Source organism: Rhodococcus aetherivorans, assembly GCF_011058165.1.
In the GTDB taxonomy this organism is placed as follows: domain Bacteria; phylum Actinomycetota; class Actinomycetes; order Mycobacteriales; family Mycobacteriaceae; genus Rhodococcus; species Rhodococcus aetherivorans.
Genome location: NZ_JAALEG010000017.1, coordinates 64,317 through 86,753 on the forward strand (window position 1 = coordinate 64,317; position 22,437 = coordinate 86,753).

Below are 22,437 nucleotides of genomic sequence, written 5' to 3' on the forward strand. Positions count from 1 at the left end.
GCGCCGCACGAAGGTCCCGGCGGAACGGGACGAACCGGCCCGACGGCCGAAAGACTGTTCAGTTGTTCAGGTGGGCAGCTAGAATCGCGTCGACGCATCCTCACGTCTCGGAGGTTCTTCCGATGGACGTCGTAGCCATGCACATGAGCGACGGTCTGCTCGACGCGCGGACCTCGCTGGCGTTCTTCGTCGTCGCCGCGCTCGGCCTCGCGGTGGCGCTCCGCAGGGCCCGGTCCGGGCTCGACGAGCGCATCGCTCCCCTGGCCGGCCTCGTCGCGGCCTTCGTCTTCGCCCTGCAGATGATCAACTTTCCGGTCCTGCCGGGGGTGAGCGGGCACGTACTCGGCGGCGCGCTCGCCGCCGTCCTGGTCGGTCCCGCGACCGCCGCCCTGTGCCTGACGGTCGTGCTGGTCGTGCAGTCACTGCTCTTCGCCGACGGCGGTCTCACCGCCCTCGGCGCCAACGTCACCAACATGGCCCTGCTCGGCGTGCTCGCCGGGTACGGCACGGCCGTGGCGCTGCGTCCGCTGCTGCGCCGGTACCCGTGCGGACCGGCCCTCGGCGTGATCTCTTTTGCCGCAGCGCTGGTCGCGACGGTCGCCGCGGCGACCGGGTTCCTGGTCGAGTACGCGGTCGGCGGCACCGCCGGGTCCGCCGGCACCGTCGCTGCGTTCCTGCTCGGCACCCACGTTCTCATCGGCGCCGGTGAGGGACTCGTCACCGCCGTCACCGTCGTCGCGGTGGCACGGGCGCGGCCCGACATCGTCCATCTGCTCCGCCCGCTGCGGCCGCCGACCCGGGCACCGGCATGACGCGCCGGCGTCTCCTGATCCTGTTCGCGGTGGCGGCGTTTCTGTGCGCGGGGATGCTTTCGTACCTTGCCGATTCGAGCCCCGACGGCCTCGAGGCCGCGACCGCGCGGGGGTGTGCCGTGGTCGAAGTCGACGGTAGCGCCACGGTCACCGGGGAGTGCCTGGCGGGTGAGGCCACCGATCATCCGTGGGACGCGGGTCCGCTGGCCGGTTACACGGTCGGCGGCCACACCGGATCCACCGGCGTGGCCGGGGTTCTCGGCGTCGCCGCGACCTCGGCGGTGGCCGCCGCGCTGTTCCGTCTCCTCGTCCGTCGACGGGGCGCATCCGGGAACAGGACTCCGGGAGCGCGGCCGTGACCACCGCGCTGCGGGGCGGGCCTGCACGCGCGACGACTGCTGTGCACCGCCTGCCCACCGAGGTGAAGATCGTCGCCGCAACGGCATTCGTCTTCGTCGTGGTCGCCACTCCGCGCGAGGCGATGTGGGCCTTCGCCCTCCATTTCGCGGTCGTCGCGGCGATCTGCGCACTCGCCGGGATCCGCTGCGCCTGGCTGGCGCCGCGCATGTCGATCGAGGCTCCGTTCGTCGCGCTCGCCGTCCTGCTCCCGTTCGCCGAGGCCGGCGACCGGGTCGACGTCCTGGGGTTCTCCCTGTCGGTTCCGGGCCTGTACGCGGCGTGGGGCATCCTCGTCAAGGGCACCCTCGGGGTGCTCGTCTCCCTCGTCCTCGCGGCCACCACCCCGGCCCAGGACCTGCCCGCCGGCCTGGCCCGCCTCCGGGTTCCGGCACTGCTCACGACGGTGGCGGTGCTCATGCTGCGCTATCTCGAACTGCTTGCCGCCGAGGCGAACCGAATGCACCGTGCCCGGATCTCCCGCGGCGACGACCCGCGCACCCTCCACCGCATCGGAGCGACGGCCCGGGGAATCGGGGGGCTGTTCGTCCGCGCCTACGAGCGCGGTGAGCGGGTGCATCTGGCCATGCTCTCCCGCGGATTCACCGGTGCCGTCCCGGCCTCCGGTCCTCCCGCCACCGCGATGGCCTGGACTGCGGGCCTGCTGCCGGCCGCCGTCGCCGGTGCCGTCTGCGCCGCCGCCTGGGTGACGGCATGACCGCGGAGCCGGCCGTGCTGCTGACGGGGGTACGGCACGTCCACCCCGACGGGCACTGCGCCCTCGACGGCATCGACCTCGCCGTCACCGCCGGTGAGCGGGTCGCGGTCCTCGGCCCGAACGGCGCCGGCAAGACCACCCTGATGCTGCACCTGAACGGCGTACTGGCGCCGTCGTCCGGGACCGTCCGGATCGGCGGGCTGCCGGTCGCGCGGAACACCCTGCGTGAGATCCGGCGACGGGTCGGACTGGTGTTCCAGGATCCCGACGACCAGTTGTTCATGCCGACCGTCGCACAGGACGTGGCGTTCGGGCCCGCCAACTTCGGCGTTTCCGCAGCCGAACTCGACGCCCGGGTCCGCGAGGCCCTCGAGGCGGTCGGCATGACCGAGCACGCCGGCCGCAACACCGCGCGTCTGTCCGCGGGTCAGCGTCGACGGGTCGCCCTCGCCACCGTGCTGGCGTGCCGGCCCGACGTTCTGGTCCTGGACGAGCCGTCCACCGACCTCGATCCCGTCGCCCGCCGGGAACTGGCCGAGGTCCTCCTCGGCATCGACGCCACCCTGCTGCTGGTCACCCACGACCTGCCGTACGCCGCGCAGGTGTGCAGCCGGGCCGTGATCGTGAGCGACGGACGACTCGTCGCGGACGGTCCGATCACCGCCCTGCTCGCCGACGCCGACCTGCTCGCCGCGAACCGGCTGGAACTGCCGTGGGGATTCACCCTGCCGGAGACCGACCCGCGCTGAGCGCCGTCACCCCGCGGCGAGCCGGCCGTTGGTGCGGTCGAGCTGCCGCACCGTCGCGGCCTCCAGCCGGCCCACCTCCTCCTCCTCTAGCCGGTCGCACAGGAAATCCCAGTGCAGCGCAACATGTTCGCCGAGCCGCAGTCCCGGCACGAACACACCCGCACCGGTGCGGCGCCGTACCGTCTCGGCGCGTTCCGCGCCGAGACGCAGGCGGGCACCGTCGAACTCGAGCCGGCGGCTGCGCACCGTCGCCGTGTCGGGTCCGACGGCGACGACGGTGCCCCAGCGGATCCGGCAGGAATCGAGAACCTGTACCGGCTGGGGCATCCCGGTGGTCAGCAGTCGCGACCACGGGTACACCCCCAGCACGTGGAACGCGTGCGTCGGGGCCGCCTCGGCAAGCAGTTCGGGTGTCAGGTGGGTCCAGTAGTGCCCCGCCTGCGTGCCCAGCCGCTCGAGCAGCCGGGTCCCGAACTCCACCGGATCGATCCGGTCCGTCAGGGCGTTGCCGGTCCAGTAGGCGCGCACCACCTCTGCGTCGAGGGGGTCGGTCCGGCCGGCCAGGGCCGCGATCAGCTCCTGGTAGGGCCATGCTCCGGTGAACCGCCGGGCGGCGGCCACGACCGCCGCGCCGTCGCCGTGCCCGCACGCGGCGGCCTCGAGGGCCGCCGCCCCTGCCGGGCCGCAGTAGCCCAGTGCGTTCGGCGCATGGGCGTAACGGGCGAAGAGCCGCTGCCCCTCCGTCACCACTGCCCCTCCGTCACCACTGCCCCTCCGTCACCACTGCCCCTCCGTCACCACCGCCACGGATCAGGCCGTTCCGCGTTGCCCCACCAGCGCCGCGGTGTCCCGGTGCAGCCGGCCGAAGTTGTAGTAGGCGGCACACGCCCCCTCCGGTGACACCATGCAGGTGCCGATGGGGGTCTCCGGCGTGCACGCCGTGCCGAAGACCTTGCATTCCCACGGCTTGATGACGCCCTTGAGCACCTCGCCGCACTGACATGCCTTCGGGTCGGCGACGCGCAGGCCGGGCATCGAGAACCGCTGCTCGGCGTCGAAATCCGCGTAGTCGGGGTGGATGCCGAGCGCGCTCTGCGAGATGAATCCGAGGCCGCGCCACTCGAAGTGCGGCCGTAGCGCGAACGTCTGCGCCATCAGCCGTAGTGCCTGCACGTTTCCTTCGGGCCGCACCACCCGGCTGTACTGGTTCTCCACCTCGCACCGGCCGTCCCGGATCTGCCGCAGCAGCATGTGCACCGAGGCGAGGATGTCGAGCGGCTCGAATCCGGCCACCACGATCGGTTTTCCGTACACGGCGGGGACGAAGCGGTAGGGACGCAGTCCCACCACGGTCGACACGTGCCCCGGTCCGAGGAATCCCGAGAGCCGCAGATCCGGCGACTCGAGGATCGCCTTGATCGGCGGCACGATCGTCACGTGGTTGCAGAACACCGTGAAGTTGCTCAGGCCGAGCTGTCTCGCCCGCACGAGCGTCACCGCCGTGGACGGGGCGGTGGTCTCGAATCCGACGGCGAAGAACACCACATGCCGGTCCGGGTGGTCCACCGCGATCTTCAGGGCGTCCAGCGGGGAATACACGAATCGGACGTCGGCGCCGCGGGCCTTGGCCTCGAGCAGGTTCCCGCGCGAGCCGGGCACCCGCATCATGTCTCCGAACGTCGTGAACACCACGTTCGGTTGCTCGGCCAGCCACATGGCGTCGTCGATGCGGCCCATGGGGATCACGCACACCGGACAGCCGGGGCCGTGCACCAGCTCCACCGACGCGGGCAGCAGATGTTCGATGCCGTGCCGGTAGATGGTGTGGGTGTGGCCGCCGCACACCTCCATGAACTTGAACTCCTCCCCGGCGGCGAGGTCGGTGATCGAGGCCACCAGGGCGCGCGCCGCGGCGGGGTCGCGGAACTCGTCGACGAATTTCATGATCCTGCTCCGCCTTTCATCCGGTGCTCACGCGATCTCGGACGCGTTGAAGGCTTCGATCTCGTTGACGTAGTCGGCGCCCATCTTCCGCACCTGATCGAGGGTCAGCTTCGCCTCGTCCTCGTCGATCCGGGCCATCGCAAAGCCGACGTGCACCAGCACCCAGTCCCCGACCTGCAGGCCGGTGCCGGCGAGCAGCCGGACGCTGATGGCGCGTTGCACGCCGTTGACGTCCACCTTCGCCAGATGCTGGGCGGGGTCGACCATGTCGACCACCCGGCCGGGAATTCCCAGGCACATTGCGTCTCTCCTCACCTCAGCAGATCCGGGGCAGCGGATCGCCCACGAGCATGTCCACGATCCGGCTGCCCCCGAACGCGGTACGCAACGCGACGATGCCCTCCGGTTCGGCCAGGATCTCCCCGATCTCCGCGGCGTCGCCGCCGCCGGGGCACGCCCGCAGTGCGGCGAGGGCGGCGTCCGCCTCGTCCGGGGCGACGACCGCGACGAACTTGCCCTCGTTGGCGACGTACAGCGGGTCGATGCCGAGCATGTCGCACGCCCCGGTCACCGTCGGCCGGATCGGCAGCGCGGCCTCGTCGAGCACCACCGCCAGGCCGGTGGCCTGCGCCAGCTCGTTGCAGACGGTACCGACGCCACCGCGGGTGGGGTCACGCATCCACCGGGTCGACGGCGCGGCTGCGAGCAGGGCCGCCACCAGCTCGTGCACCGGCGCCGTGTCGGAGGCGATGTCCGCTTCGATCGCCAGGTCGCCGCGGGCCAGCAGCACCGCCATGCCGTGGTCGCCGAGCGTCCCCGAGATCAGCACGCGGTCGCCGGGGCGCACCAGGTCGGCCCCGAGGCGGCGCCCGGCGGGAACCAGGCCGACCCCGGCGGTGCTGATGTAGAGACCGTCGGCGGCGCCCCGGCCCACCACCTTGGTGTCGCCGGTGACGATCTCGACCCCGGACCGGGTGGCGGCCGCAGCCATGTCGGCGACGATCTCGCGCAGCCGCGCGATCTCGAAGCCCTCCTCGATGACGAACGCCGCGGACAGCCACCGCGGCCGCGCGCCCGACACGGCGAGGTCGTTGACCGTGCCGTGCACGGCGAGGTGCCCGATCGAGCCGCCCGGAAACGACAGCGGCTTGACGACGAACGAGTCCGTCGAGAACGACAGTCTCTCCCCGGAGTCGAGGCGCACGGTGGCGGCGTCGCCGAGCTGCTCGAGTTCGGTGTTGCGGAAGGCCTCGACGAACACCGAATCCACCAGTGCCGCGGACGCCTTGCCCCCGGCGCCGTGCGAGAGGGAGATCACGGTGTCGCGCAGGCGCGGCCGGCGCCGCCGGAACGCCTCGATCCGTTCGAGGACCCGGTCCTCGCGTTCGGCCGATGTGCTCACCGTCCGCCTCCCGTCGCCGATTCCGCGCGCGCCAGGTGTTCCTGCGCGGCCGACCACAGCCGGTACCCGATCAGGGCGTGGCTCTCCTGGATCCGGTGGATGCTCTGCGAGCGGATGGTGAAGCAGAAGTCGAGATCGTCGGTGGCGGCCATCCGGCCGCCGTCGTGCCCCGCGAATCCGATGGTGAGCAGTCCCCGCCGCCGCGCCTCCGCCAGCGCCGTCATCAGGTCGTCGGAGTTGCCGGACGTGGACAGGGCGATCGCGACGTCGTCGCCGTGCGCGTGCGCGATGATCTGCCGCGAGAAGATCAGCTCGAATCCGACGTCGTTGCCGAGCGCCGTCACCACCGCCTGGTCCGCGGCGAGCGACCAGGCCGGCACCGGCCGTCCCCGGGCCGGCCGGCTGAACAGCGTCGCCAGGGTCGCCGCGTCGGTGGAGCTGCCGCCGTTGCCGAAGGTGTAGAGCCGGCCGCCGCGAGCGAAACGCTCGGCCATGCGCTGCCCCGCCGCGACGAGGTCCTCGCCCCATTCGTCCAGCGAAGCCCGTTGCAGACGCGCGCTGTCGGCCGCCTTGCCGCGGGCGGATTCCGCAAGGTCGCGCAACAGGGCGGTGGCGTCGTGCTCCTGCGCATCGATGAACGGGTACAGGAAGTCGGTGCCGTCCGGTTCGGTGCTCACAGCCGTTCCCCCTCATCGAGTGCCCCAGCATCGAGTTCCGGCGCGTCGAGTCTGGTGAGGGCGACGCCGCCGTGCACCAGCACCAGGTCGCCGGGCGCGACGTCGCCGAGGAGGGAGACGTCGACCCGTTCCCGGCCGGCCGCGGTCCGCACCGGCGCGGCGCCGGTGTCGTCGGCCGGCCACATCACCTCGCCGAGCCGGCCCTCGTCGCTGCAGGTCACGCACACCTCGTCGGTGCAGCCCGGGTCGGCGAGCAGGCCTGGATGTTCGAAGCACACGTGCGTCAGTTCCCACAGCAGGTGGTACAGCAGCACGAACCGCCCGGTGGCGGGCACCATCGGATCGTCCGAGTCCACCCACAGCACGTGGGTGGCCGCACCGGGCGCGGGCCGCGGACCGGAGCCGATCCAGATGGTGTCGGTGCCCCACGCGGGTGCGCGCCGGGCGATCTCGCGCACGGCCGGCTGATCGGCGGAGGCGACCGCCAGGATGACGTCGCCGGGGCGGGCGGCGACCCGGCACTGGGCGACCGGGTCCGGCTCCACGAGCGACACCGACGGCAACGCCCGTTTACCCATGATCACGGGGTGCACGAACTCGACCGCCACGTGATGGGCGTGCGGCTCCCACTGCGGGGACACCACCCACAGGGTCGCCCCGGCATGGAACCGGCGGGCCAGGCTCAGCGCCGTCGCGGCGAGGTCGGCGGCGAGTTCCGCGCCGATCGGCTCGGTGTCGTGTGTCGATGTCATCGCGCTCGTCCCGTCCCGGCAGGGTCCACGGCCCGGCCGCGTGCGAACGCGGCACCGAGCGCGGCCTGCCCCAGCGACAGGCCACCGTCGTTCGGCGGCACCCGCCTGTGTGTCAGAACCTCGAACCCTCTGTCCTGCAGCATAGTTCGCACCATGCCCAGCAGGAGCCGATTCTGGAACACGCCGCCCGTCAGGCCGATGGTGCGTACCTCCGCCGCATCGGCGATCCGGACCGCCAACCGCACTGTTGCCGATGCCAGCGCACGGTGGAAGCCCGCCGCGAGGTCCGCAGCGGGGACCCCGAGCCGGACGCCGGCGACGAGGCAGGCCAGCGTGCCGGCCCAGTCCAGCTCGTCCCCCCGCAGCGACGAATGCACCGGCGCGGCATCCGTGGCGGTGCGCGCCAGCACCTCGAGTTCGATCGCGGCCTGCGCCTCGTAGCTGATCCGGTGCCGCACCCCCAGCACGGAGGCCACCGCGTCGAACAGCCGGCCGGCGCTGGTGGTGCGCACGCAGCCGACGCCCGACGCCAGCTGCGAGTCCACCAGGGCGCGTTCGGCGGCACCGAGCGCGCTCACGCACGGCAGGTCCTCGATCTCCTCGATGCCGGCCTCCCGCAGCACGGCCAGCGCGACCCGGGCCGGGGTGCGCACGGCGACGTCGCCGCCGGGCAGCGGGAACGACCGCAGGTGCCCGGCGCGCCGGGCGTCGCAGGGATCCGTTCCCACCAGCAGCAGCTCCCCGCCCCAGACGGTGCGGTCGCAGCCGTATCCGGTGCCGTCGAACGCGATCCCCAGCACGGGGGTACCGAGCCGGCGATGCTCGGCGAGCAGGGACGCGACGTGCGCGTGGTGGTGTTGCACTGCGCGCAGCTCGACGTCGTGGTCCTCGCAGTAGCGTTCGGCCCACTCCCGGGTCGCGTAGCCGGGATGCGCGTCGGCCACCACCACCTCGGGGGTGACGCGGTGCAGGGCGGTCAGCTGCACGACCGACGCCTCGAAGGCGCGCCGGCTCTCCAGCGTGCCCATGTCCCCGAGATGCGCCGAACAGAAGGCGTAGTCCTGCCGGGTCAGGCAGAAGGTGTTCTTCACCTCGGCGCCGACCGCGAGGACCACCGGCGCCGCGCCGCCGAGCAGCACCGGCATCGGCGCAAATCCCCGGGAGCGCCGCAGCGGCAGTTCCACGCCGTCGGCGACCGCGACCACCGAGTCCTCGCACGGCACCGCGATGTCCCGGTCGTGCATCAGGAACAGATCGGCGATGCCGCCGAGCCGGGCCAGGGCATCGTCGTTGCGGAAGCAGAGGGGCTCACCGGACAGGTTTCCCGACGTCGCCACCAGCAGCCGCGGCACATGGTTCCCGTGCCCGGGCACCGGCGCGAACAACAGGTGGTGCAGCGGCGTGTACGGCAGCATCACCCCGAGCTCGTCGAGTCCGGGTGCGACCGCGTCGGCGACGGCCGCGCCGGGACGGGCCCGCAGCAACACGATCGGCCGGGCCGGCGCGGTGAGCACGGCCTGCTCGGCCGCGGACAGCAGGCACACCGCGGCGACGGCCGCGACGTCCGGCGCCATCACGGCGAACGGCTTGTCCGGCCGGTGTTTCCGCTCCCGCAGCCGGTTCACCGCGGTGGGGTTCGTGGCATCGCACACGAGATGGAAGCCGCCGAGTCCCTTGACCGCCACGATGTCCCCGGCGGCGAGCGCCGCCTGCACCGTGGCCAGCACCTCCGCGTCTCCGTCGATCCGGCGGCCGTCGCGTACGGCGAAGATCCGCGGCCCGCAGTCCGGGCAGCAGATCGGCTGGGCGTGGTAGCGGCGGTCCGTGGGATCGGTGTATTCGCGGGCGCAACTCGGGCACAGGGGGAACCGGGCCATGGTCGTCGCCGGCCGGTCGTACGGCAGGTCGGTGATCACGGTGTAGCGGGGCCCGCAGTGGGTGCAGTTGACGAAGGGATGCCGGTAGCGCCGGTCGGCGGGATCGTTCAGCTCGCGCAGGCAGTCGGCGCACGTCGCCACGTCCGGCGGGACCAGGGTGCGCGCCCCGTCCGCGTGGTGACTCTCGACGATGCGGAAGTCGTCCTCGCCGCGCGGCATTCGCGGGGCGGCGGCCACGTCGACGAGCACGGCCGGCGGCGGTGCGTCGTCGCGCAGGCGGCGGGTGAACTCGTCCAGATCCGCGGCGGCACCCTCGATCTCGAGGAACACCCCGGAGTCGTCGTTGCCGCAGTACCCGCCCAGGCGCAACTCGCGGGCCAGCCCGGCGACGAACGGCCGGAAGCCGACGCCCTGCACCACGCCACGCACCACCAGGCGCCGTCGCTCGGCCACGGGGTTCACGGCGCCGCTCCCGGTTCGTCCCGGGGCCGTCCCATCAGTTCGAGCCCTTCCATCGCGCGCCGCGCGCCGGCCTCGTCGACCCGATCCATCGCGAAGCCCATGTGGATGACGATCCAGTCGCCGGGCGCGAGGTCCGGGTCGTCGAGCATGCCGACGTTCACCTTGCGCTCCTCGCCGGCCACGTCGACGAGGGCGAGCTGCCCGGCGTAGCCGTCGAGCCGCCGGATCACCCGTCCCGGGATGCCGAGGCACACCGCTCAGCCCTCGTCCCCGGCGACCGCGGCTCCCGCCGGCGGCGCCTGCGCACGCAGGCGGCGCACGGTGCGCCGGACGGCATCGACGGCCGGGCCGACGGCCGCGGCGACCGCCGGGGACAGCCCGAGGCCCTCCTCGACCGCCGCCACCTGGCAGCCCACCACCACGGTGGGGGGCGCCTGCCCGCCGAGCGCCTCGAGGCTCGCGAACACCGCGGCCGGGTCCATGGCGTGCGCGTCGATTCCCGCCGGTCCCCGCGTGGCGGTGTCGGCTTCGAAGACCCGCACGGCGCCCGGCTCGCCGGCGCCGGGGACGGCGTCGACGAGCACGAGCGCGTCCCACCCGTCGAGCAGGTCGTAGGCCAGGTGCATGCCGCGGATCCCGTAGTCCATCACCCGGGTTCCGGGTGTGTCGGCCGGGATCCGCCGCACCACCTCGGGGCCGAAGCCGTCGTCGCCGAGGAAGATGTTGCCGATGCCCGCCACCAGGATCCGCACCACGTCACATCCTGCGCATCCGCAGGTACCGCTGGATGTCCGGCAGCGACTGCACCGTCACGACCACCCCGCCGATCACCGCGGCGGCCAGTGCCGCGGTGGCCAGCATTCCGATGAATCTCATGGCTCCTCTTTCCTCCCGAGCGGCTCGAGTTCGTCGGGCGCGAAGTACAGGTAGCGCCCGTACCAGTCGTGCAGGTCCGCGGCCGGATCGTCGACGAGGACGACCCCGACGTGGGTCTCGCCGTCGACGTCGGCGTGCACGGTGGCCACGCGCGCCACCCGGTCCCGGAAGAACAGGTCCTGCGCGTCGGCCCGGCGCGACGGGTGCAGCCGCACCAGGCTGCCCTGCGCGACCCGGATCCCGCCGATCAGCACCCCGTCCGTCTCGGGCCGGACGCTGGTGTCCGCCTCGGGGGTCCACCAGTCGACGCCGTCGGGCAGTTCTGGAATCAGCCCGCCCTCGCGGTGCGGGTCCCGCAGGATGCCGTGCAGGGCCTGCATCTCGGCGGGGGTCATCGTCTCGCAGCGTTCGACGATCTGCGCGGCCCGGGGGTCGGTGGCCCGCGCCTCGGCCTTCTCCTCGTCGGTCAGGGTCAGGACCCGCAGGGTGAGGATCTCGTCGATCTCGGTGGCGTCGAACAGGTCCCCGCCGCTCTGCTCGGCGACCTGCGGATGGTCGTACAGGATGATCGGGGACACCAGCAGCGTGGCGGACTCGCCGGGTGTGGCGGGGTCGGCGTCGCCGGCGAGGACCGGGAAACACCGGGTGTGTGCGCACTCGTCCGCGAGGCCGGCGACGTCGGCGGGCGGCTCGAGCAGCGAGACGAACCGCCCGCCGCGGGCGGCGAGGATCAGATGCGCCCCGATCAGCGATCGTCGCAGCGCGTCGGCGGCGTCCACGGGTGCGTCGCCGGTGTTCTCGACGGCGAGATCCAGGCGCATCGCCGCACCGGTTCCGGCGGACGGGCCCCGCTCCACGCGGACGACGGCGTGCACCGGCCACCGCGTGCGTACCACCCGGCCGGTGACGGCACCGTCCGCGGCGGTGAGCAGTTCGATGTCCGCACCGCCGGGAACGGCGACCGGAACCGTACGCGGGACGGCGAGTTCGGTGACCGGCAGCGGCCCGAGGGGAATCTCGCATTCCACGGCCTCGTCCCACCCGATCCACGAGCGGCCCGCGACGGTCAGTTCGGCCACGGTGACGTAGTCGTCGCCGTCGCGGCGCTGCACCGTGCGGGTCTGCAGTTGCAGGAACCGCACGACCACGTCGATCGTGGCGTCGGCGCGCAGTGGGCGCAGCACGCACTGCGTGGCCAGCGCCGGCTCCTCGCCGATCCCCGCGGCGGCGGCGCCGGGCGGGCCGAGCACACCGAACTGCCAGCGGGAGTGGTTCTTACGGGAACTCGCCCGGTACGGGTACAACAGGTACCCCTCGTACAGCACAGCGTCGGCCACCGCTCGCACCCGATCAGCCTGTCCCTGCACGGTCACGACGCCGCCTCCCCCGCGCCGGTCGCCGCGGCCGGCCTCGCCTCGGCCGCGGCGAGCAGTTCGGTGACCGCCGCGTCGAGATCGGTGTGCCCGTGCGCCACCTTGTACCGGGTCAGCGCGGCCAGCGTGTCGTGCCCCATGCGGGCGAACCCGGTGCCGGGGAAGTGGCTGCGGATCATCTCGTGCCACACCGAGACCGGCAGGTCGTAGCGGGCCTCGCGGTCCCACGGCACCGGCTCGACAGCCACCCCGCCGCCGCCGCGGCCGAACACCGTCCCGCTGAACAGCAGCAGCAGCGGCACCGCGCCGTCGTCGAGGGCGTGCAGATACCGGGCGGCCGCGACCTCGAAGTCGTACGTGCACGGCAGCGGCAGTGCCGTCTCGCACTCGCCGGCGAAGCCCGGCACCATCGTGGACGTCTGCAACCACGCGAACGAGGAGAGGGTGCTGCCCCACCGGTCGCGGGTGCCGAACAGGTCCCCCAGGGCGGCCTCGGCGTCCGGACCGTAGCGTCGGCGGGCCGGTTCCAGGCGCACCTGGCAGCGCAGCGCCACGCTGTGCACCGGCGCACCCGTGGTTTCCCGGATCCGGAGGCGCGCCGAGAGGCTCGGGGTGGCGGCATACGGTTCGGGAGCGATGTCGACGACCGTGAAGTCCAGAGCGGTCACGCCTGCCCCCTCGCCGGGACGGGACGGCTCCGCCGGGCGACCTCCGCGAAGAAGGCGTCGAGCTCGGCACGGGCATCGGTGCCGCCGTCGAAGCCGCGCCAGACCCGTCGCAGCCGGCCGACCAGCGCGTAGCAGGCGTCGATGGGCACCAGATGACAGTCGGCGGCGCCCCGTCGCGGAACCCGCACGAGCAGCGCCTCGACGTCCGGCAGCGGGGGCACGAGCGACGGATTGCCGCCGCACAGCGCCTCCCAGGCGTCGAGCGGCAGCTCCGATTCGGTCGCGCCGGCCGGGCCGGGATAGAACGCGACGGTCCGGCCCAGGGTCGAATTCCGGAAGAAGAACGCCAGGTTCACCGGGATCTCGAGGCTCGCCCAGGCGCCGGGGGTGAGCGCGAACTCCGGGAAGGACAGGTACCGCTCCGGCACCGCCCGGTAGCGCAGTTCCGCCCCGGGATCGGTGAACAGCAGACAGCAGGCCCGGCACACGCACATCAGCTGGCGTGCCTGCACGTCGACGACGTGCCCGTGCCCGTCGCCGATGCCCACGGCGCACATCTCGCAGCGCTCCCCCGCCGGCCGAGGTGCGGCGATACGCTGCAGGACCTCGAAGGGGGACGGCATCACGCCACCCCGGCGGGCACGGCCACCGACAGCACGCCGTCCCGCACCAGCACCGGCACCGGTTCGAGGTGTTCGTCGCCCGCGTCGAGCCGGACCCCGGCACCGCGCACGTCGAAGTGCGCCGCACAGGTCGGGCACCGCAGCACCGCCGCGTCCGCCCCGGCCCCGGCCCGCCGGTGCAGCGCCGCGCCGGCGAACGCGTGGGTGCAGACCGGGCACCGGTCCCGGTAGGCGAGGAGCTCACCGGCGACGCGGCACACCAGAACCGGCAGGCCGGCGACGACGAAGCCGCCGACCTCACCTTCCGGGATCTCGTCGAGTTCCGGCGCCGCACACCATGTTCCACGAACATCGGAATGCACCCGGGTGAACAGCGCCGCCGCGGGAATGAGTCCTTGCCCCGTGGACCCGGCGGTCTCGACCTCGAGTTCGGTGATCTCCGGCGCCGCCGCCCGCACCGCGTCCTGCACGGCCAGCTCCAGGGTCACCGCCGACGACGGGCATCCGTGGCAGCTGCCGAGCAGACGCAACCGGACCACGTCGTCGCGGATCGCGACCAGCTCGACGTCCCCGCCGTGCGACCCGAGGTACGGGCGCACCCCGTCCAGCGCCGTGCGCACCCGGGTCTCCACGTCGTGCGGGTGCAGCCCGTGGATCAGCAGCAGGCTGGCGACCAGGTCGTCGCGCGCCAGGTCGTCCATCGCGCCGGGATACCGGGCCAGCGCGTCGCAGATTCCGGCGAGTCCCGCCCCGTAGAGTCCCATCACCTCCCGGACCAGGTCCTCGGCCCGTTCGCGCGCCGCCGGCCCGGCCGCGGAGCTCGCGTCCAGCAGTGCCTCGATACGTTCACCCGACTCCCGCCATCGCTCCATCCGTCACTCCCCGGTGACCGACTGGGTCGGCGAGTGCAGTTTCTCGAGGGTCTTCCCGTCTCCGAGGTACATGTGCACCCCGCAGGGCAGGCACGGGTCGAAACTGCGCACGGTGCGCATGATGTCGATGCCCTTGAAGTGCTCGCGGTCGTTCTCCTCGAAGATCGGCTGCCCCTGCACCGCATCCTCGTACGGGCCGGGTGTGCCGTAGCTGTCGCGCGGGCTGGCGTTCCACGGTGTCGGCGGATACGGATGGTAGTTGGCGATCTTCCCGTCGCGGATCACCAGATGATGCGAGAGAACGCCGCGCACCGCCTCGGTGAACCCGCAGCCGATGCCCTCGTCGGGGACCTCGAACGGTTCCCAGGTCTTGGTGCGCCCGGCCCGGATCTCCACCAGCGCCTTCTCGGCGAAGTGCAGGGCGCACGCCGCGGCGTAGGCCTGGAAGTAGGTGCGGGCCCGGTTGCGTTCGAGGGTGTTGCTGCCGTGCTGCGGGATCTTCCACTCCAACGTCACCGGCCCCTTCAGCGCGGTCTTGGGGAGGTTGATCTGCACGCTCGACCCGGTGGACTTGACGTAGCCGATGTCGACAAGCCCGGCCAGCGCCGTCGACCACAGCCGGGCCAGCGGCCCGCCTCCGGTGTCGAGGGCCAGGTAGTCGGTGCCGTCGAACCAGCGGGGCGACATCACCCAGCTGTACTTGTCCTCGAGATCGCGTTTCTGTGGTCTCGGATTGGTGTGCTGGTTCCAGGGATGGCGACGGTCCACCGGATTGCCCAGCGGATCGGTCTTCACGAACATCTCCTGATCCGTCCAGTCCTCGTAGTACGAGGAGCCGAGCAGGATGCGCAGGCCCAGGTTGATGTCCACCAGCGAGGTCGTCACCAGCTTGCCGTCGACGACCACCCCCGGGGTGACGAACATCTTCCGGCCCCAGTCCTCCATGTCCCGGTAGGCGAAGTTGCACGTCTCCGGGTCCTGGAACGAACCCCAGCACCCGAGCAGGGTGCGCCGCAGCCCCACCTTCTCGTACCCCGGCAGCGCCTCGTAGAAGAAGTCGAACAGGTCGTCGTGCATGGGCACGACCTTCTTCATGAACTCGACGTAGCGCATGAGCCGGGTCAGGTAGTCGGTCATCAGCTGGATCGTGGCGACCGTGCCGACACCGCCCGGGTACAGGGTGGACGGGTGCACGTGGCGACCCTCCATGAGACAGAACATCTCCCGGGTCGAGCGGCTCACGTGCAGCGCCTCGCGGTAGAACTCGCCGGTGAACGGGTTGAGCGAGCGCATGATGTCCGCGATCGTGCGGTAGCCGTGCTGGTCCGCCCGGGGGGCCCGGGTGTTCTCGGCCTTCGCCAGCACCCCCGGATTGGTCTCGGAGACCATCTTCTCGCAGTAGTCGACCCCCACCAGGTTCTCCTGGAAGATGTTGTGGTCGAACATGTATTCCGCGGCCTCACCGAGGTTGACGATCCACTCACCGAGGTGCGGCGGCCTGGCGCCGTACGCCATGTTCTGCGCATAACAGGAACAGGTGGCGTGGTTGTCCCCGCAGATACCGCAGATGCGGCTGGTGATGAAATGCGCGTCGCGCGGGTCCTTGCCCTTCATGAACAGCGAGTAGCCACGGAAGATCGACGAGGTGCTGTGACATTCGGCCACTTCGCGGTTCGCGAAGTCGATCTTCGTGTAGATACCCAGACTGCCCACGATTCTGGTGATCGGATCCCACGCCATCTCCACCAGGTTGCTGCCGGCGGCGGGATCGGGGACGGTGGCTGTCATCGGGCTGCCTCTCTCGGGGCGGGACTACCAGGTACGGGTCGCGCCGGTGGTGAGTTCCGTACCGGGCGTACGCCAGGTCGGCTCCTTGTCCAATGTGCTCTTCGTCAGGCTCCGCAGCTGCCGCACGGCCGAGCCGTACACGCCGACCGCCCGCGTCGAGAGCTTCCCCCCGGGCGGCTCGTCCATGAACGGCATGAACTTGTCCGGGAAGCCGGGCATCGTGCAGCCGATGCAGATACCCCCGACGTTGGGGCATCCGCCGATTCCGTTCATCCAACCACGTTTGGGGACATTGCATTTGACAACCGGCCCCCAGCAGCCGATCTTCACGATGCACTTCGGGGAGCCGTACTCGGTGGCGAAGTCGCCCTGCTCGTAGTACCCGGCGCGATCGCAGCCCTCGTGGACGGTGATGCCGAACAGCCACTGCGGCCGCAGCGCCTCGTCCAGCGGGATCATCGGCGCCTGATTCGTCGCCTGGTACAGCAGGTAGGTCAGCGTCTCGGACAGGTTGTCCGGCTGGATGGGGCATCCCGGCACGCACACGATCGGGATACCCGCCTTCGACTTCCATTCCCAGCCCAGGTAGTCGGGCACGCCCATCGCGCCGGTCGGGTTACCGGCCATGGCGTGAATGCCGCCGTACGTGGCGCAGGTGCCCGCCGCGACGATCGCCGTGGCCTTCGGCGCCAGCCGGTCGAGCCACTCGCTGGTGGTGATCGGTTGCCCGGTCTCTTCGTTGTTGCCGAAGCCGGACCAGTACCCCTCGTCGTGCAGCTTCTCGTTGGGGATCGAACCCTCGACCACCAGCACGAACGGCTCGAGCTCGCCGCGGTCCGCCTTGCGGAACCATTCGAGGAAGTCGTCCGCACCACCCTGGGGGCCGCATTCGAAATCGATCAGCGGCCAATGCACCGCGACCTTCGGCAGCCCCGGCAGCGCGCCGAGTGCAATCTCTTCCACACTGGGTTGCGTGGCGGCGGTGAGAGCCACGGAATCGCCGTCGCAACTGAGCCCGGCGTTGATCCACAACACGTGGATCAAGGCCTCTTCGGCCGCCTGGGCCTCGGGTGTGGGCATGCCGACCACCTTCCGGAGCGCCCCACGCTCCTGCGCCGCAGGAGTCGACCCTCGGCCCACTTGCGCGGCGCTTTCTCTATTAACGCCCCGTTCCGGAGGGATGTCAACGAATCATGATCGTCCCGACCGGCGGTCGGCGATCCAGCGGTACCACGCCTCCATGCCCTCCCCCGTGGTGGCCGACACCGCGAGCACCTCCACGCCGGGGTTGACCGATCCGGCGTGGCGGACACAGGTTTCGAGTTCGAAGTCGACATACGGCAGCAGGTCGACCTTGTTGACGACGACGAGATCGGCGACCGCGAAGATGTGCGGATACTTGAGCGGTTTGTCCGTTCCCTCCGGCGTCGAGATGAGCACCACCTTGGCCTGCTCCCCCAGATCGAAGAGGGCCGGGCACACCAGATTCCCCACGTTCTCCACGAACAACAGCGTTCCCGGAGCCGGATCCAGGGCGGTGAGCGCGTCGTGCATCATCTGCGCGTCGAGATGGCATCCGGCACCGGTATTGACCTGCACCGCGGCGCATCCCGTCGAGCGGATGCGCTCGACATCGAGCAGGGTCTCCTGGTCGCCCTCGATCACCGCGATCGGCGCGGAGCCGGACAGCTCACGGATCGTTCGTTCGAGCAGGGTGGTCTTGCCGGCCCCCGGCGAACTCATCACGTTGATCGCCGTCACGCCGCGACCCGCGAGCCACCCTCGCGTACGCTCGGCGAGCAGGTCGTTCTTCGCGAGCACCTGCTGTTCGAGAGTGACGGTCTCGGTCTGCACGGGCGCACGGTCGTGCTCGTGGCCGTGGTCGTGCTCGTGGTCGTGCTCGTGGTCGTGGCCGTGGCCGTGCTCGTGGCCGTGCTCGTGGCCGCGCTCGGCGCCGTGGGGAAGGTCGTGCGCGTGCGGCACCGTGATCCGCGGCCCCGCCTCGTCGTCACAGCCACAGGTGGCACACATCGCTTCAGCTCACCTCCATCGACACGATGCGAAGCTCGCGACCCGACCGCACTTCGACATCGGCACTTCCGCAGGAGCACAACAGAATCGGATCGAACAGTGCGAATTCGGTCCCGCAGACCCGACAGTGCCCGACACCGGCGGGCGTCTCGATGTCCAACCGTGCACCTTCCGCGACGGTGCCCACCGTGACCAGCTCGAAGCAGAACAGCATCGAGTCGGGGATCACGGCACACAGCGCTCCCACCGCGACGCGCACACTGTGCACGCGACGGTCGCCGGCGTGCTCGCACACCGCGTCCACGACGCTCTGCGCGATCGACAATTCATGCATCGCGGCCCCACTCCGCCCACCTCACGGGCTCGTCTTCACGATAGGCCGCGGGCCCGCCCCGGGGACGCGGAATCAGATGCTTCCGTTCTCCGGGGCGGCGTGGTCACGGTCCGGGTGCGTGTGCCCGGCGTGCTGGTGGGTCGCGCCGATCGAATGCAGCAACTCGTGGACCGTCTCGTCCACGAGGCGGTACCGCACCATACGACCCTCACGCTCCGCCGCCACCCAGCCCTGGTTGCGCAGCAGGCGCAGCGCGTGGGACACCGCGGTGCCGGTCATCTCCAGGGCTGCGGCAAGGTCCGTGACACAGATGCCCGGCGCGTGGTGCAGGCACAACAGCAAGCGCAGCCGGTTCACGTCGGACAACAGTTCGAAGCGGTGGGCCCACCGGTCGATGTCCGGCGTGTGCAGTGCCGCAACGGCGCGCTGCACGTCGGCGGGGTCGAACATTGCGCCGGACGTCATGGCTGAAGTCTACGAACCCGCGGGCCGGCGTAGTGCCCACACCCGTACCGCAGGTGCGGACGGGATACCCCCCTCGTCCCACGACACGGTCCTACAGTGGAAGGGTAGACCGTGGCCGTGCCGCACGCGCGGCGTCCGCCGCGCCACAGGGGGTGCCCCGATGATGGAGGAAACTTCGGTCCGCGATCTGCCTCGCGCGCTGGGGAACGAAAGCCTGACCCGTCGGCTGGCGGAGTGCCGGCCGGCGGTGTTCCTGGACTACGACGGAGTACTCACTCCGATCGTGCCGCGACCGGAGGACGCGGTGATCTCGGACGGCATGCGCACCGTGGTCCGGGAACTCGCGTCACGCTGCCCGGTATGCGTCGTCACCGGCCGGGACCGGGCGGTGGTGCAGCAGCTGATGGGTATCGACGACCTGGTGGTGGCCGGCAGCCACGGCTTCGACATCTGGACCCCGCAACGCGGCTCCGTCTCCGACGACCGCGTCGCCCGGTTCGCGGACCTCGTCGCGGCGGTGACCGACCGGCTCCGCACCGAGATCGGGGCGATCCCCGGGGCGCTGGTGGAGCCCAAACGGGCGTCGGTCGCCGTGCACTATCGGCTCGCCGAACCCGCCGACCGGAACCGGATCGCGACGGTCGTGCAGGGGCTGCTCTCCGAGTACCGCGGCGAGCTGAAGGTCACCCCGGGGAAGATGGTGTACGAGCTCGCGCCCGCCGTCGACTGGGACAAGGGCCGAGCCGTGCTGTACCTGATCGAGGTGCTCGACCTCGACTCCGCCGGCACCGTACCGGTGTACCTGGGCGACGACATCACCGACGAGGACGCCTTCCGGGCGCTGCGCGGACGTGGGATCGGCATCCTCGTCGGCCGGGCGGACGATCCGGAGATGGCAGGCCGGACCACGGCCGCCGAGTTCGTGCTCTCCTCCGTCGACGAGGTGGAGCGCTTTCTGACCGCACTGGCGCGGTGATCGCGGACCACGCCACGGGAGTCCGGGAGGGAACGTCGTGCAGGAGCCGAAGTTCGAGCTCGACTACGACCGGTTCGACAGCGCGTCGGAGGGACTGCGGGAGGCGCTGACCTCCACCGGGAACGGCTACTTCTGCACGCGCGGCACCGCCGAGTGGGAGGACATGAGCCCCATCCACTATCCCGGCACCTATGTGCACGGGATCTACAACCGCGAGACCACGATCATGGGCGGACGCCCGGTACTCAACGAGGACCTGGTCAACGTGTCCAACTGGCTCGTCCTCAAGCTGCGCATCGAGGGCCAGGACGCGGTCCGGCTCGACAACGTCGACGTGCTGTCCTACCGGCACACCTACGACATCCGGCTCGCCACGGTGATGCGCGAGCTGCGGTTCCGGGACCGCTTCGGGCGGGAGACGACGCTGCGGAGCCGCCGCTTCGTGAGCATGGCCCACAGCCACCAGGCCGGGATCGAGTGGACGCTCGTCCCGGAGAACTGGTCGGGGCAGATCGAGGTGGTCTCCGCGCTGGACGGTCGCGTCACGAACCAGATCGTCGCCCGCTACCGGCAGCTCGAAGGGCGCCATCTGGATCCGGTGTCCCCGCGCACGTTCGGCACCGAGACGATCGCCCTGCGGGTGCAGACCCGCCAGTCCGACATCTACGTCGCCGAGGCCGCACGCACCCGGGTCTTCCGCGGGGAAGGTTACGACGACGGACCCGTGGAGGTGGACCGCTCGCTGTACCAGATGGAGGACTACATCCAGCAGGTGCTCTGCTTCGATGTCGAGGAGGGCCGGCCGACACGCGTGGAGAAGATGGTCTCGTTGTTCACCTCCCGGGACAATGCGATCACCGAGGCGCTGGCCGCGTCCGGCCGGCACGTGCTGCGGTACCCCGACTTCGCCGCCGCGTACGCCGAGCACGAGGCGGCGTGGGACGAGCTGTGGGACATCTGCGACGTCCGGCTGCCCAGCGAGCCGCGCGCCCACCTGCTGCTGCGGCTCCACGTGGCGCACGTGCTGCAGGTCTGTTCCCGGCACACGGCGCGGCACGACGTCGGGGTGCCGGCGCGGGGCCTCAACGGGGAGGCCTACCGGGGGCACGTATTCTGGGACGAGATGTACATCTACCCCTTCCTGAACCTGCGGATGCCGGAGGTGACCCGGAGCCTGCTGCTCTACCGGTACCGACGGTTGTCGGAGGCCCAGGCCGCGGCCGAGGAGGCCGGGTACCGCGGTGCGATGTTCCCCTGGCAGAGCGGCAGCGACGGCACCGAGGAGACCCAGGCCGTCCATCTCAATCCCCTTTCCGGACAGTGGGATCCAGACCTCAGCCGCAATCAACGGCACGTCAACGCGGCGATCTTCTACAACGTGTGGCGTTTCCTGCAGGCGACCGACGACACGGAGTTCCTGGCCGACTACGGCGCCGAGCTCATGCTCGAGATCGCCCGATTCTGGGCGTCGACCGCCCACTTCAACCCCGAGCGCGAACGCTACGAGATCCACGGTGTGATGGGGCCGGACGAGTTCCACGAGCGCCATCCCGGCGCGTCCGAGGACGGACTGCGCAACAACGCCTACACCAACGTCATGGTGGCCTGGATCATGGCGACGGTGCCGTCGGTGCTCGACTCGCTCTCGGCCAGCCGCCGCAGCGCCCTGCTCGCCCAGCTCGCGGTGACCGACGAGGAGCTGCACACGTGGGACGACATGAGCCGGCGGATGTTCGTGCCCTTCCACGAGGGGGTCATCAGCCAGTTCGAGGGCTACGACGAGCTCGAGGAGCTCGATTGGGAGCACTACCGTGCCGCCTACCCCAACATCCAGCGGCTCGATCGCATCCTCCGGGCGGAGGGCGAGGATCCGAACCGGTTCAAGATGGCCAAGCAGGCCGACACGGTGATGCTGTTCTTCCTGTTCGACGACGACGAGTTGCACGCGACGTTCGAGCGGCTGGGTTATCCGTACGACCAGGAACTGGCCCGGCGCACCATCGAATACTACGACCAACGGACCTCGCACGGGTCGACGCTCAGCCACGTCACGTTCGCCGGCGTGCTCGCCGACATCCACCCGCCCAGTTCGTGGGAGCGCTTCATGGTGGCTCTCGAGAGCGACGTCAGTGACATCCAGGGCGGAACCACCAAGGAAGGCATCCACATGGGGGTCATGTCCGGCACGCTGGACCTGCTCCAGAGCAGCTTCGTCGGGGCCCGGGTCTACAAGGGCGTGCTGCTGTTCCGGCCCCGGCTGGTGGACCGGCTCGACGGCGTGTCCTTCTCGATCCGGTTCCGGGGCACGCCACTGCGGGTGCGCATCGTCGGCAACGAGTTGACGGTGCTCGCTCAGCCCGAAGGGTTCCACGGCCCCGTCCGGGTGGGTCTCGACGGCCAGGTGTGCGAACTCGGGGCCGGGGAGAGTTGTGTGTTCACCCTGCCGTCGCAGGAACCGTCGATGTCCTGAGCGCCGCAGGATCGCCGCGGCCGAATGTCACACGCATTCGATCCAGGCGGTTTCAGGCGGCCGATGCGACAAGCTCGGTGAACGCTTCGGTTGGCGTGCGCCAGCGTAGCGTCTGCCGGGGGCGGCCGTTGAACTCGTCCTGGACCTGCTGCAGGTCCTCGGGCGTGTACAC

At 71.1% G+C, this 22,437-nt stretch carries 25 protein-coding genes and 1 pseudogene; 6 read left to right on the plus strand and 20 right to left on the minus strand.

All coding sequences use genetic code 11. The annotated features are described in order from the left end of the window. Positions 1–122: 122 nt before the first annotated feature. Genes G6039_RS09925 through G6039_RS09940 form a run of 4 tightly spaced genes read left to right on the plus strand, consistent with a single transcriptional unit; the run spans position 123 to position 2,675 of the window. Positions 123–812, plus strand: a complete 690-nt coding sequence (locus tag G6039_RS09925; protein ID WP_006945652.1) for an energy-coupling factor ABC transporter permease — start codon at positions 123–125, stop codon at positions 810–812. Next, entirely contained in the window at positions 809–1,171 is a 363-nt protein-coding gene (locus G6039_RS09930) for a PDGLE domain-containing protein (RefSeq protein WP_006945654.1), read from the plus strand. The genes G6039_RS09925 and G6039_RS09930 overlap by 4 nt, the downstream gene beginning before the upstream one ends. Next, the gene (gene cbiQ / locus G6039_RS09935; RefSeq protein WP_051446125.1) at positions 1,168–1,926 is read left to right on the plus strand and encodes a cobalt ECF transporter T component CbiQ; all 759 of its coding nucleotides are present in this window, start codon (positions 1,168–1,170) and stop codon (positions 1,924–1,926) included. The genes G6039_RS09930 and cbiQ overlap by 4 nt, the downstream gene beginning before the upstream one ends. Beyond that, entirely contained in the window at positions 1,923–2,675 is a 753-nt protein-coding gene (locus G6039_RS09940) for an energy-coupling factor ABC transporter ATP-binding protein (protein ID WP_152103822.1), read from the plus strand. The genes cbiQ and G6039_RS09940 overlap by 4 nt, the downstream gene beginning before the upstream one ends. Positions 2,676–2,681: 6 nt before the next feature. Here G6039_RS09940 and G6039_RS09945 read toward each other — a convergent pair whose 3' ends face one another. From G6039_RS09945 to G6039_RS10030, 19 genes are all read right to left on the minus strand, one after another. Continuing rightward, the gene (locus tag G6039_RS09945) at positions 2,682–3,422 is read right to left on the minus strand and encodes a DUF6390 family protein (protein WP_051446126.1); all 741 of its coding nucleotides are present in this window, start codon (positions 3,420–3,422) and stop codon (positions 2,682–2,684) included. 63 nt (positions 3,423–3,485) lie between these two features. Next, a complete protein-coding gene (gene hypD, locus G6039_RS09950; protein ID WP_006941958.1) occupies positions 3,486–4,619 on the minus strand; it encodes a hydrogenase formation protein HypD in 1,134 nt (377 codons plus the stop codon). 27 nt (positions 4,620–4,646) lie between these two features. After that, a complete protein-coding gene (locus G6039_RS09955) occupies positions 4,647–4,919 on the minus strand; it encodes a HypC/HybG/HupF family hydrogenase formation chaperone (protein WP_006941963.1) in 273 nt (90 codons plus the stop codon). Positions 4,920–4,935: 16 nt separating this feature from the next. Further along, positions 4,936–6,021, minus strand: coding sequence for a hydrogenase expression/formation protein HypE (gene hypE, locus G6039_RS09960; RefSeq protein ID WP_006941964.1), 1,086 nt, complete (start codon positions 6,019–6,021; stop codon positions 4,936–4,938). After that, positions 6,018–6,698, minus strand: coding sequence for a D-sedoheptulose-7-phosphate isomerase (locus tag G6039_RS09965; protein WP_006941965.1), 681 nt, complete (start codon positions 6,696–6,698; stop codon positions 6,018–6,020). The genes hypE and G6039_RS09965 overlap by 4 nt, the downstream gene beginning before the upstream one ends. Further along, positions 6,695–7,450 (minus strand): HypC/HybG/HupF family hydrogenase formation chaperone, encoded by a 756-nt coding sequence (locus tag G6039_RS09970; protein ID WP_043801099.1) that lies wholly within the window; start codon positions 7,448–7,450, stop codon positions 6,695–6,697. Before G6039_RS09970 ends, G6039_RS09965 begins: the two co-directional genes overlap by 4 nt. Beyond that, positions 7,447–9,789, minus strand: a complete 2,343-nt coding sequence (hypF, locus tag G6039_RS09975) for a carbamoyltransferase HypF (RefSeq protein WP_080688597.1) — start codon at positions 9,787–9,789, stop codon at positions 7,447–7,449. The genes G6039_RS09970 and hypF overlap by 4 nt, the downstream gene beginning before the upstream one ends. Continuing rightward, a complete protein-coding gene (locus G6039_RS09980) occupies positions 9,786–10,043 on the minus strand; it encodes a HypC/HybG/HupF family hydrogenase formation chaperone (RefSeq protein ID WP_006941975.1) in 258 nt (85 codons plus the stop codon). The genes hypF and G6039_RS09980 overlap by 4 nt, the downstream gene beginning before the upstream one ends. 3 nt (positions 10,044–10,046) lie before the next feature. After that, complete coding sequence (locus G6039_RS09985) at positions 10,047–10,544, minus strand: hydrogenase maturation protease (protein WP_029547186.1); 498 nt, start codon at positions 10,542–10,544, stop codon at positions 10,047–10,049. Between the two features lies 1 nt (position 10,545). After that, positions 10,546–10,665 (minus strand): DUF6893 family small protein, encoded by a 120-nt coding sequence (locus tag G6039_RS31400; RefSeq protein ID WP_006941977.1) that lies wholly within the window; start codon positions 10,663–10,665, stop codon positions 10,546–10,548. Next, on the minus strand, positions 10,662–12,038 hold the full coding sequence (locus G6039_RS09990; protein ID WP_006941980.1) for a hypothetical protein: 1,377 nt from the start codon (positions 12,036–12,038) through the stop codon (positions 10,662–10,664). The genes G6039_RS31400 and G6039_RS09990 overlap by 4 nt, the downstream gene beginning before the upstream one ends. Continuing rightward, positions 12,035–12,706 carry a DUF6084 family protein gene (locus tag G6039_RS09995; protein WP_006941981.1) on the minus strand — a complete coding sequence of 224 codons (672 nt, stop codon included), beginning with the start codon at positions 12,704–12,706 and terminating at the stop codon, positions 12,035–12,037. The genes G6039_RS09990 and G6039_RS09995 overlap by 4 nt, the downstream gene beginning before the upstream one ends. Beyond that, positions 12,703–13,329, minus strand: coding sequence for a DUF5947 family protein (locus tag G6039_RS10000; RefSeq protein ID WP_029547183.1), 627 nt, complete (start codon positions 13,327–13,329; stop codon positions 12,703–12,705). Before G6039_RS10000 ends, G6039_RS09995 begins: the two co-directional genes overlap by 4 nt. Then, positions 13,329–14,201: a NifU family protein gene (locus tag G6039_RS10005; protein WP_029547182.1), complete on the minus strand. Its 873-nt coding sequence runs from the start codon at positions 14,199–14,201 to the stop codon at positions 13,329–13,331. The genes G6039_RS10000 and G6039_RS10005 overlap by 1 nt, the downstream gene beginning before the upstream one ends. A gap of 3 nt (positions 14,202–14,204) precedes the next feature. Continuing rightward, positions 14,205–15,989 (minus strand): nickel-dependent hydrogenase large subunit, encoded by a 1,785-nt coding sequence (locus G6039_RS10010; protein WP_029547181.1) that lies wholly within the window; start codon positions 15,987–15,989, stop codon positions 14,205–14,207. A 24-nt stretch (positions 15,990–16,013) separates the two neighbouring features. Further along, entirely contained in the window at positions 16,014–17,069 is a 1,056-nt protein-coding gene (locus tag G6039_RS10015) for an NADH-quinone oxidoreductase subunit B family protein (RefSeq protein ID WP_043801121.1), read from the minus strand. 111 nt (positions 17,070–17,180) lie between these two features. Continuing rightward, entirely contained in the window at positions 17,181–18,020 is an 840-nt protein-coding gene (gene hypB / locus G6039_RS10020; protein WP_043801093.1) for a hydrogenase nickel incorporation protein HypB, read from the minus strand. 4 nt (positions 18,021–18,024) lie between these two features. After that, on the minus strand, positions 18,025–18,354 hold the full coding sequence (locus G6039_RS10025; protein WP_043801089.1) for a hydrogenase maturation nickel metallochaperone HypA/HybF: 330 nt from the start codon (positions 18,352–18,354) through the stop codon (positions 18,025–18,027). A 72-nt stretch (positions 18,355–18,426) separates the two neighbouring features. Then, positions 18,427–18,804, minus strand: coding sequence for an ArsR/SmtB family transcription factor (locus G6039_RS10030; protein ID WP_006942001.1), 378 nt, complete (start codon positions 18,802–18,804; stop codon positions 18,427–18,429). Between the two features lie 178 nt (positions 18,805–18,982). On the opposite strand from G6039_RS10030, the gene otsB reads away from it, so the two are divergent. Further along, positions 18,983–19,795, plus strand: a complete 813-nt coding sequence (gene otsB / locus G6039_RS10035) for a trehalose-phosphatase (protein WP_043801086.1) — start codon at positions 18,983–18,985, stop codon at positions 19,793–19,795. Between the two features lie 37 nt (positions 19,796–19,832). Further along, positions 19,833–22,265, plus strand: coding sequence for a glycoside hydrolase family 65 protein (locus tag G6039_RS10040; RefSeq protein WP_006942004.1), 2,433 nt, complete (start codon positions 19,833–19,835; stop codon positions 22,263–22,265). Between the two features lie 52 nt (positions 22,266–22,317). Here G6039_RS10040 and G6039_RS31405 read toward each other — a convergent pair. After that, positions 22,318–22,437: pseudogene (locus tag G6039_RS31405) on the minus strand (IS30 family transposase); the annotation flags it as partial.

Coding starts and splice junctions, on each gene's coding strand:
- G6039_RS31400 (WP_006941977.1), bottom strand. CDS start 10,665: ATGAGATTCATCGGAATGCTGGCCACCGCGGCACTGGCCGCCGCGGTG.
- G6039_RS10000 (WP_029547183.1), bottom strand. CDS start 13,329: ATGCCGTCCCCCTTCGAGGTCCTGCAGCGTATCGCCGCACCTCGGCCG.
- otsB (WP_043801086.1), top strand. CDS start 18,983: ATGGAGGAAACTTCGGTCCGCGATCTGCCTCGCGCGCTGGGGAACGAA.
- G6039_RS09940 (WP_152103822.1), top strand. CDS start 1,923: ATGACCGCGGAGCCGGCCGTGCTGCTGACGGGGGTACGGCACGTCCAC.
- G6039_RS10015 (WP_043801121.1), bottom strand. CDS start 17,069: ATGCCCACACCCGAGGCCCAGGCGGCCGAAGAGGCCTTGATCCACGTG.
- G6039_RS09930 (WP_006945654.1), top strand. CDS start 809: ATGACGCGCCGGCGTCTCCTGATCCTGTTCGCGGTGGCGGCGTTTCTG.
- hypB (WP_043801093.1), bottom strand. CDS start 18,020: ATGTGTGCCACCTGTGGCTGTGACGACGAGGCGGGGCCGCGGATCACG.
- G6039_RS09970 (WP_043801099.1), bottom strand. CDS start 7,450: ATGACATCGACACACGACACCGAGCCGATCGGCGCGGAACTCGCCGCC.
- hypD (WP_006941958.1), bottom strand. CDS start 4,619: ATGAAATTCGTCGACGAGTTCCGCGACCCCGCCGCGGCGCGCGCCCTG.
- G6039_RS09925 (WP_006945652.1), top strand. CDS start 123: ATGGACGTCGTAGCCATGCACATGAGCGACGGTCTGCTCGACGCGCGG.
- G6039_RS10010 (WP_029547181.1), bottom strand. CDS start 15,989: ATGACAGCCACCGTCCCCGATCCCGCCGCCGGCAGCAACCTGGTGGAG.
- G6039_RS10030 (WP_006942001.1), bottom strand. CDS start 18,804: ATGTTCGACCCCGCCGACGTGCAGCGCGCCGTTGCGGCACTGCACACG.
- G6039_RS10005 (WP_029547182.1), bottom strand. CDS start 14,201: ATGGAGCGATGGCGGGAGTCGGGTGAACGTATCGAGGCACTGCTGGAC.
- G6039_RS09955 (WP_006941963.1), bottom strand. CDS start 4,919: ATGTGCCTGGGAATTCCCGGCCGGGTGGTCGACATGGTCGACCCCGCC.
- G6039_RS10025 (WP_043801089.1), bottom strand. CDS start 18,354: ATGCATGAATTGTCGATCGCGCAGAGCGTCGTGGACGCGGTGTGCGAG.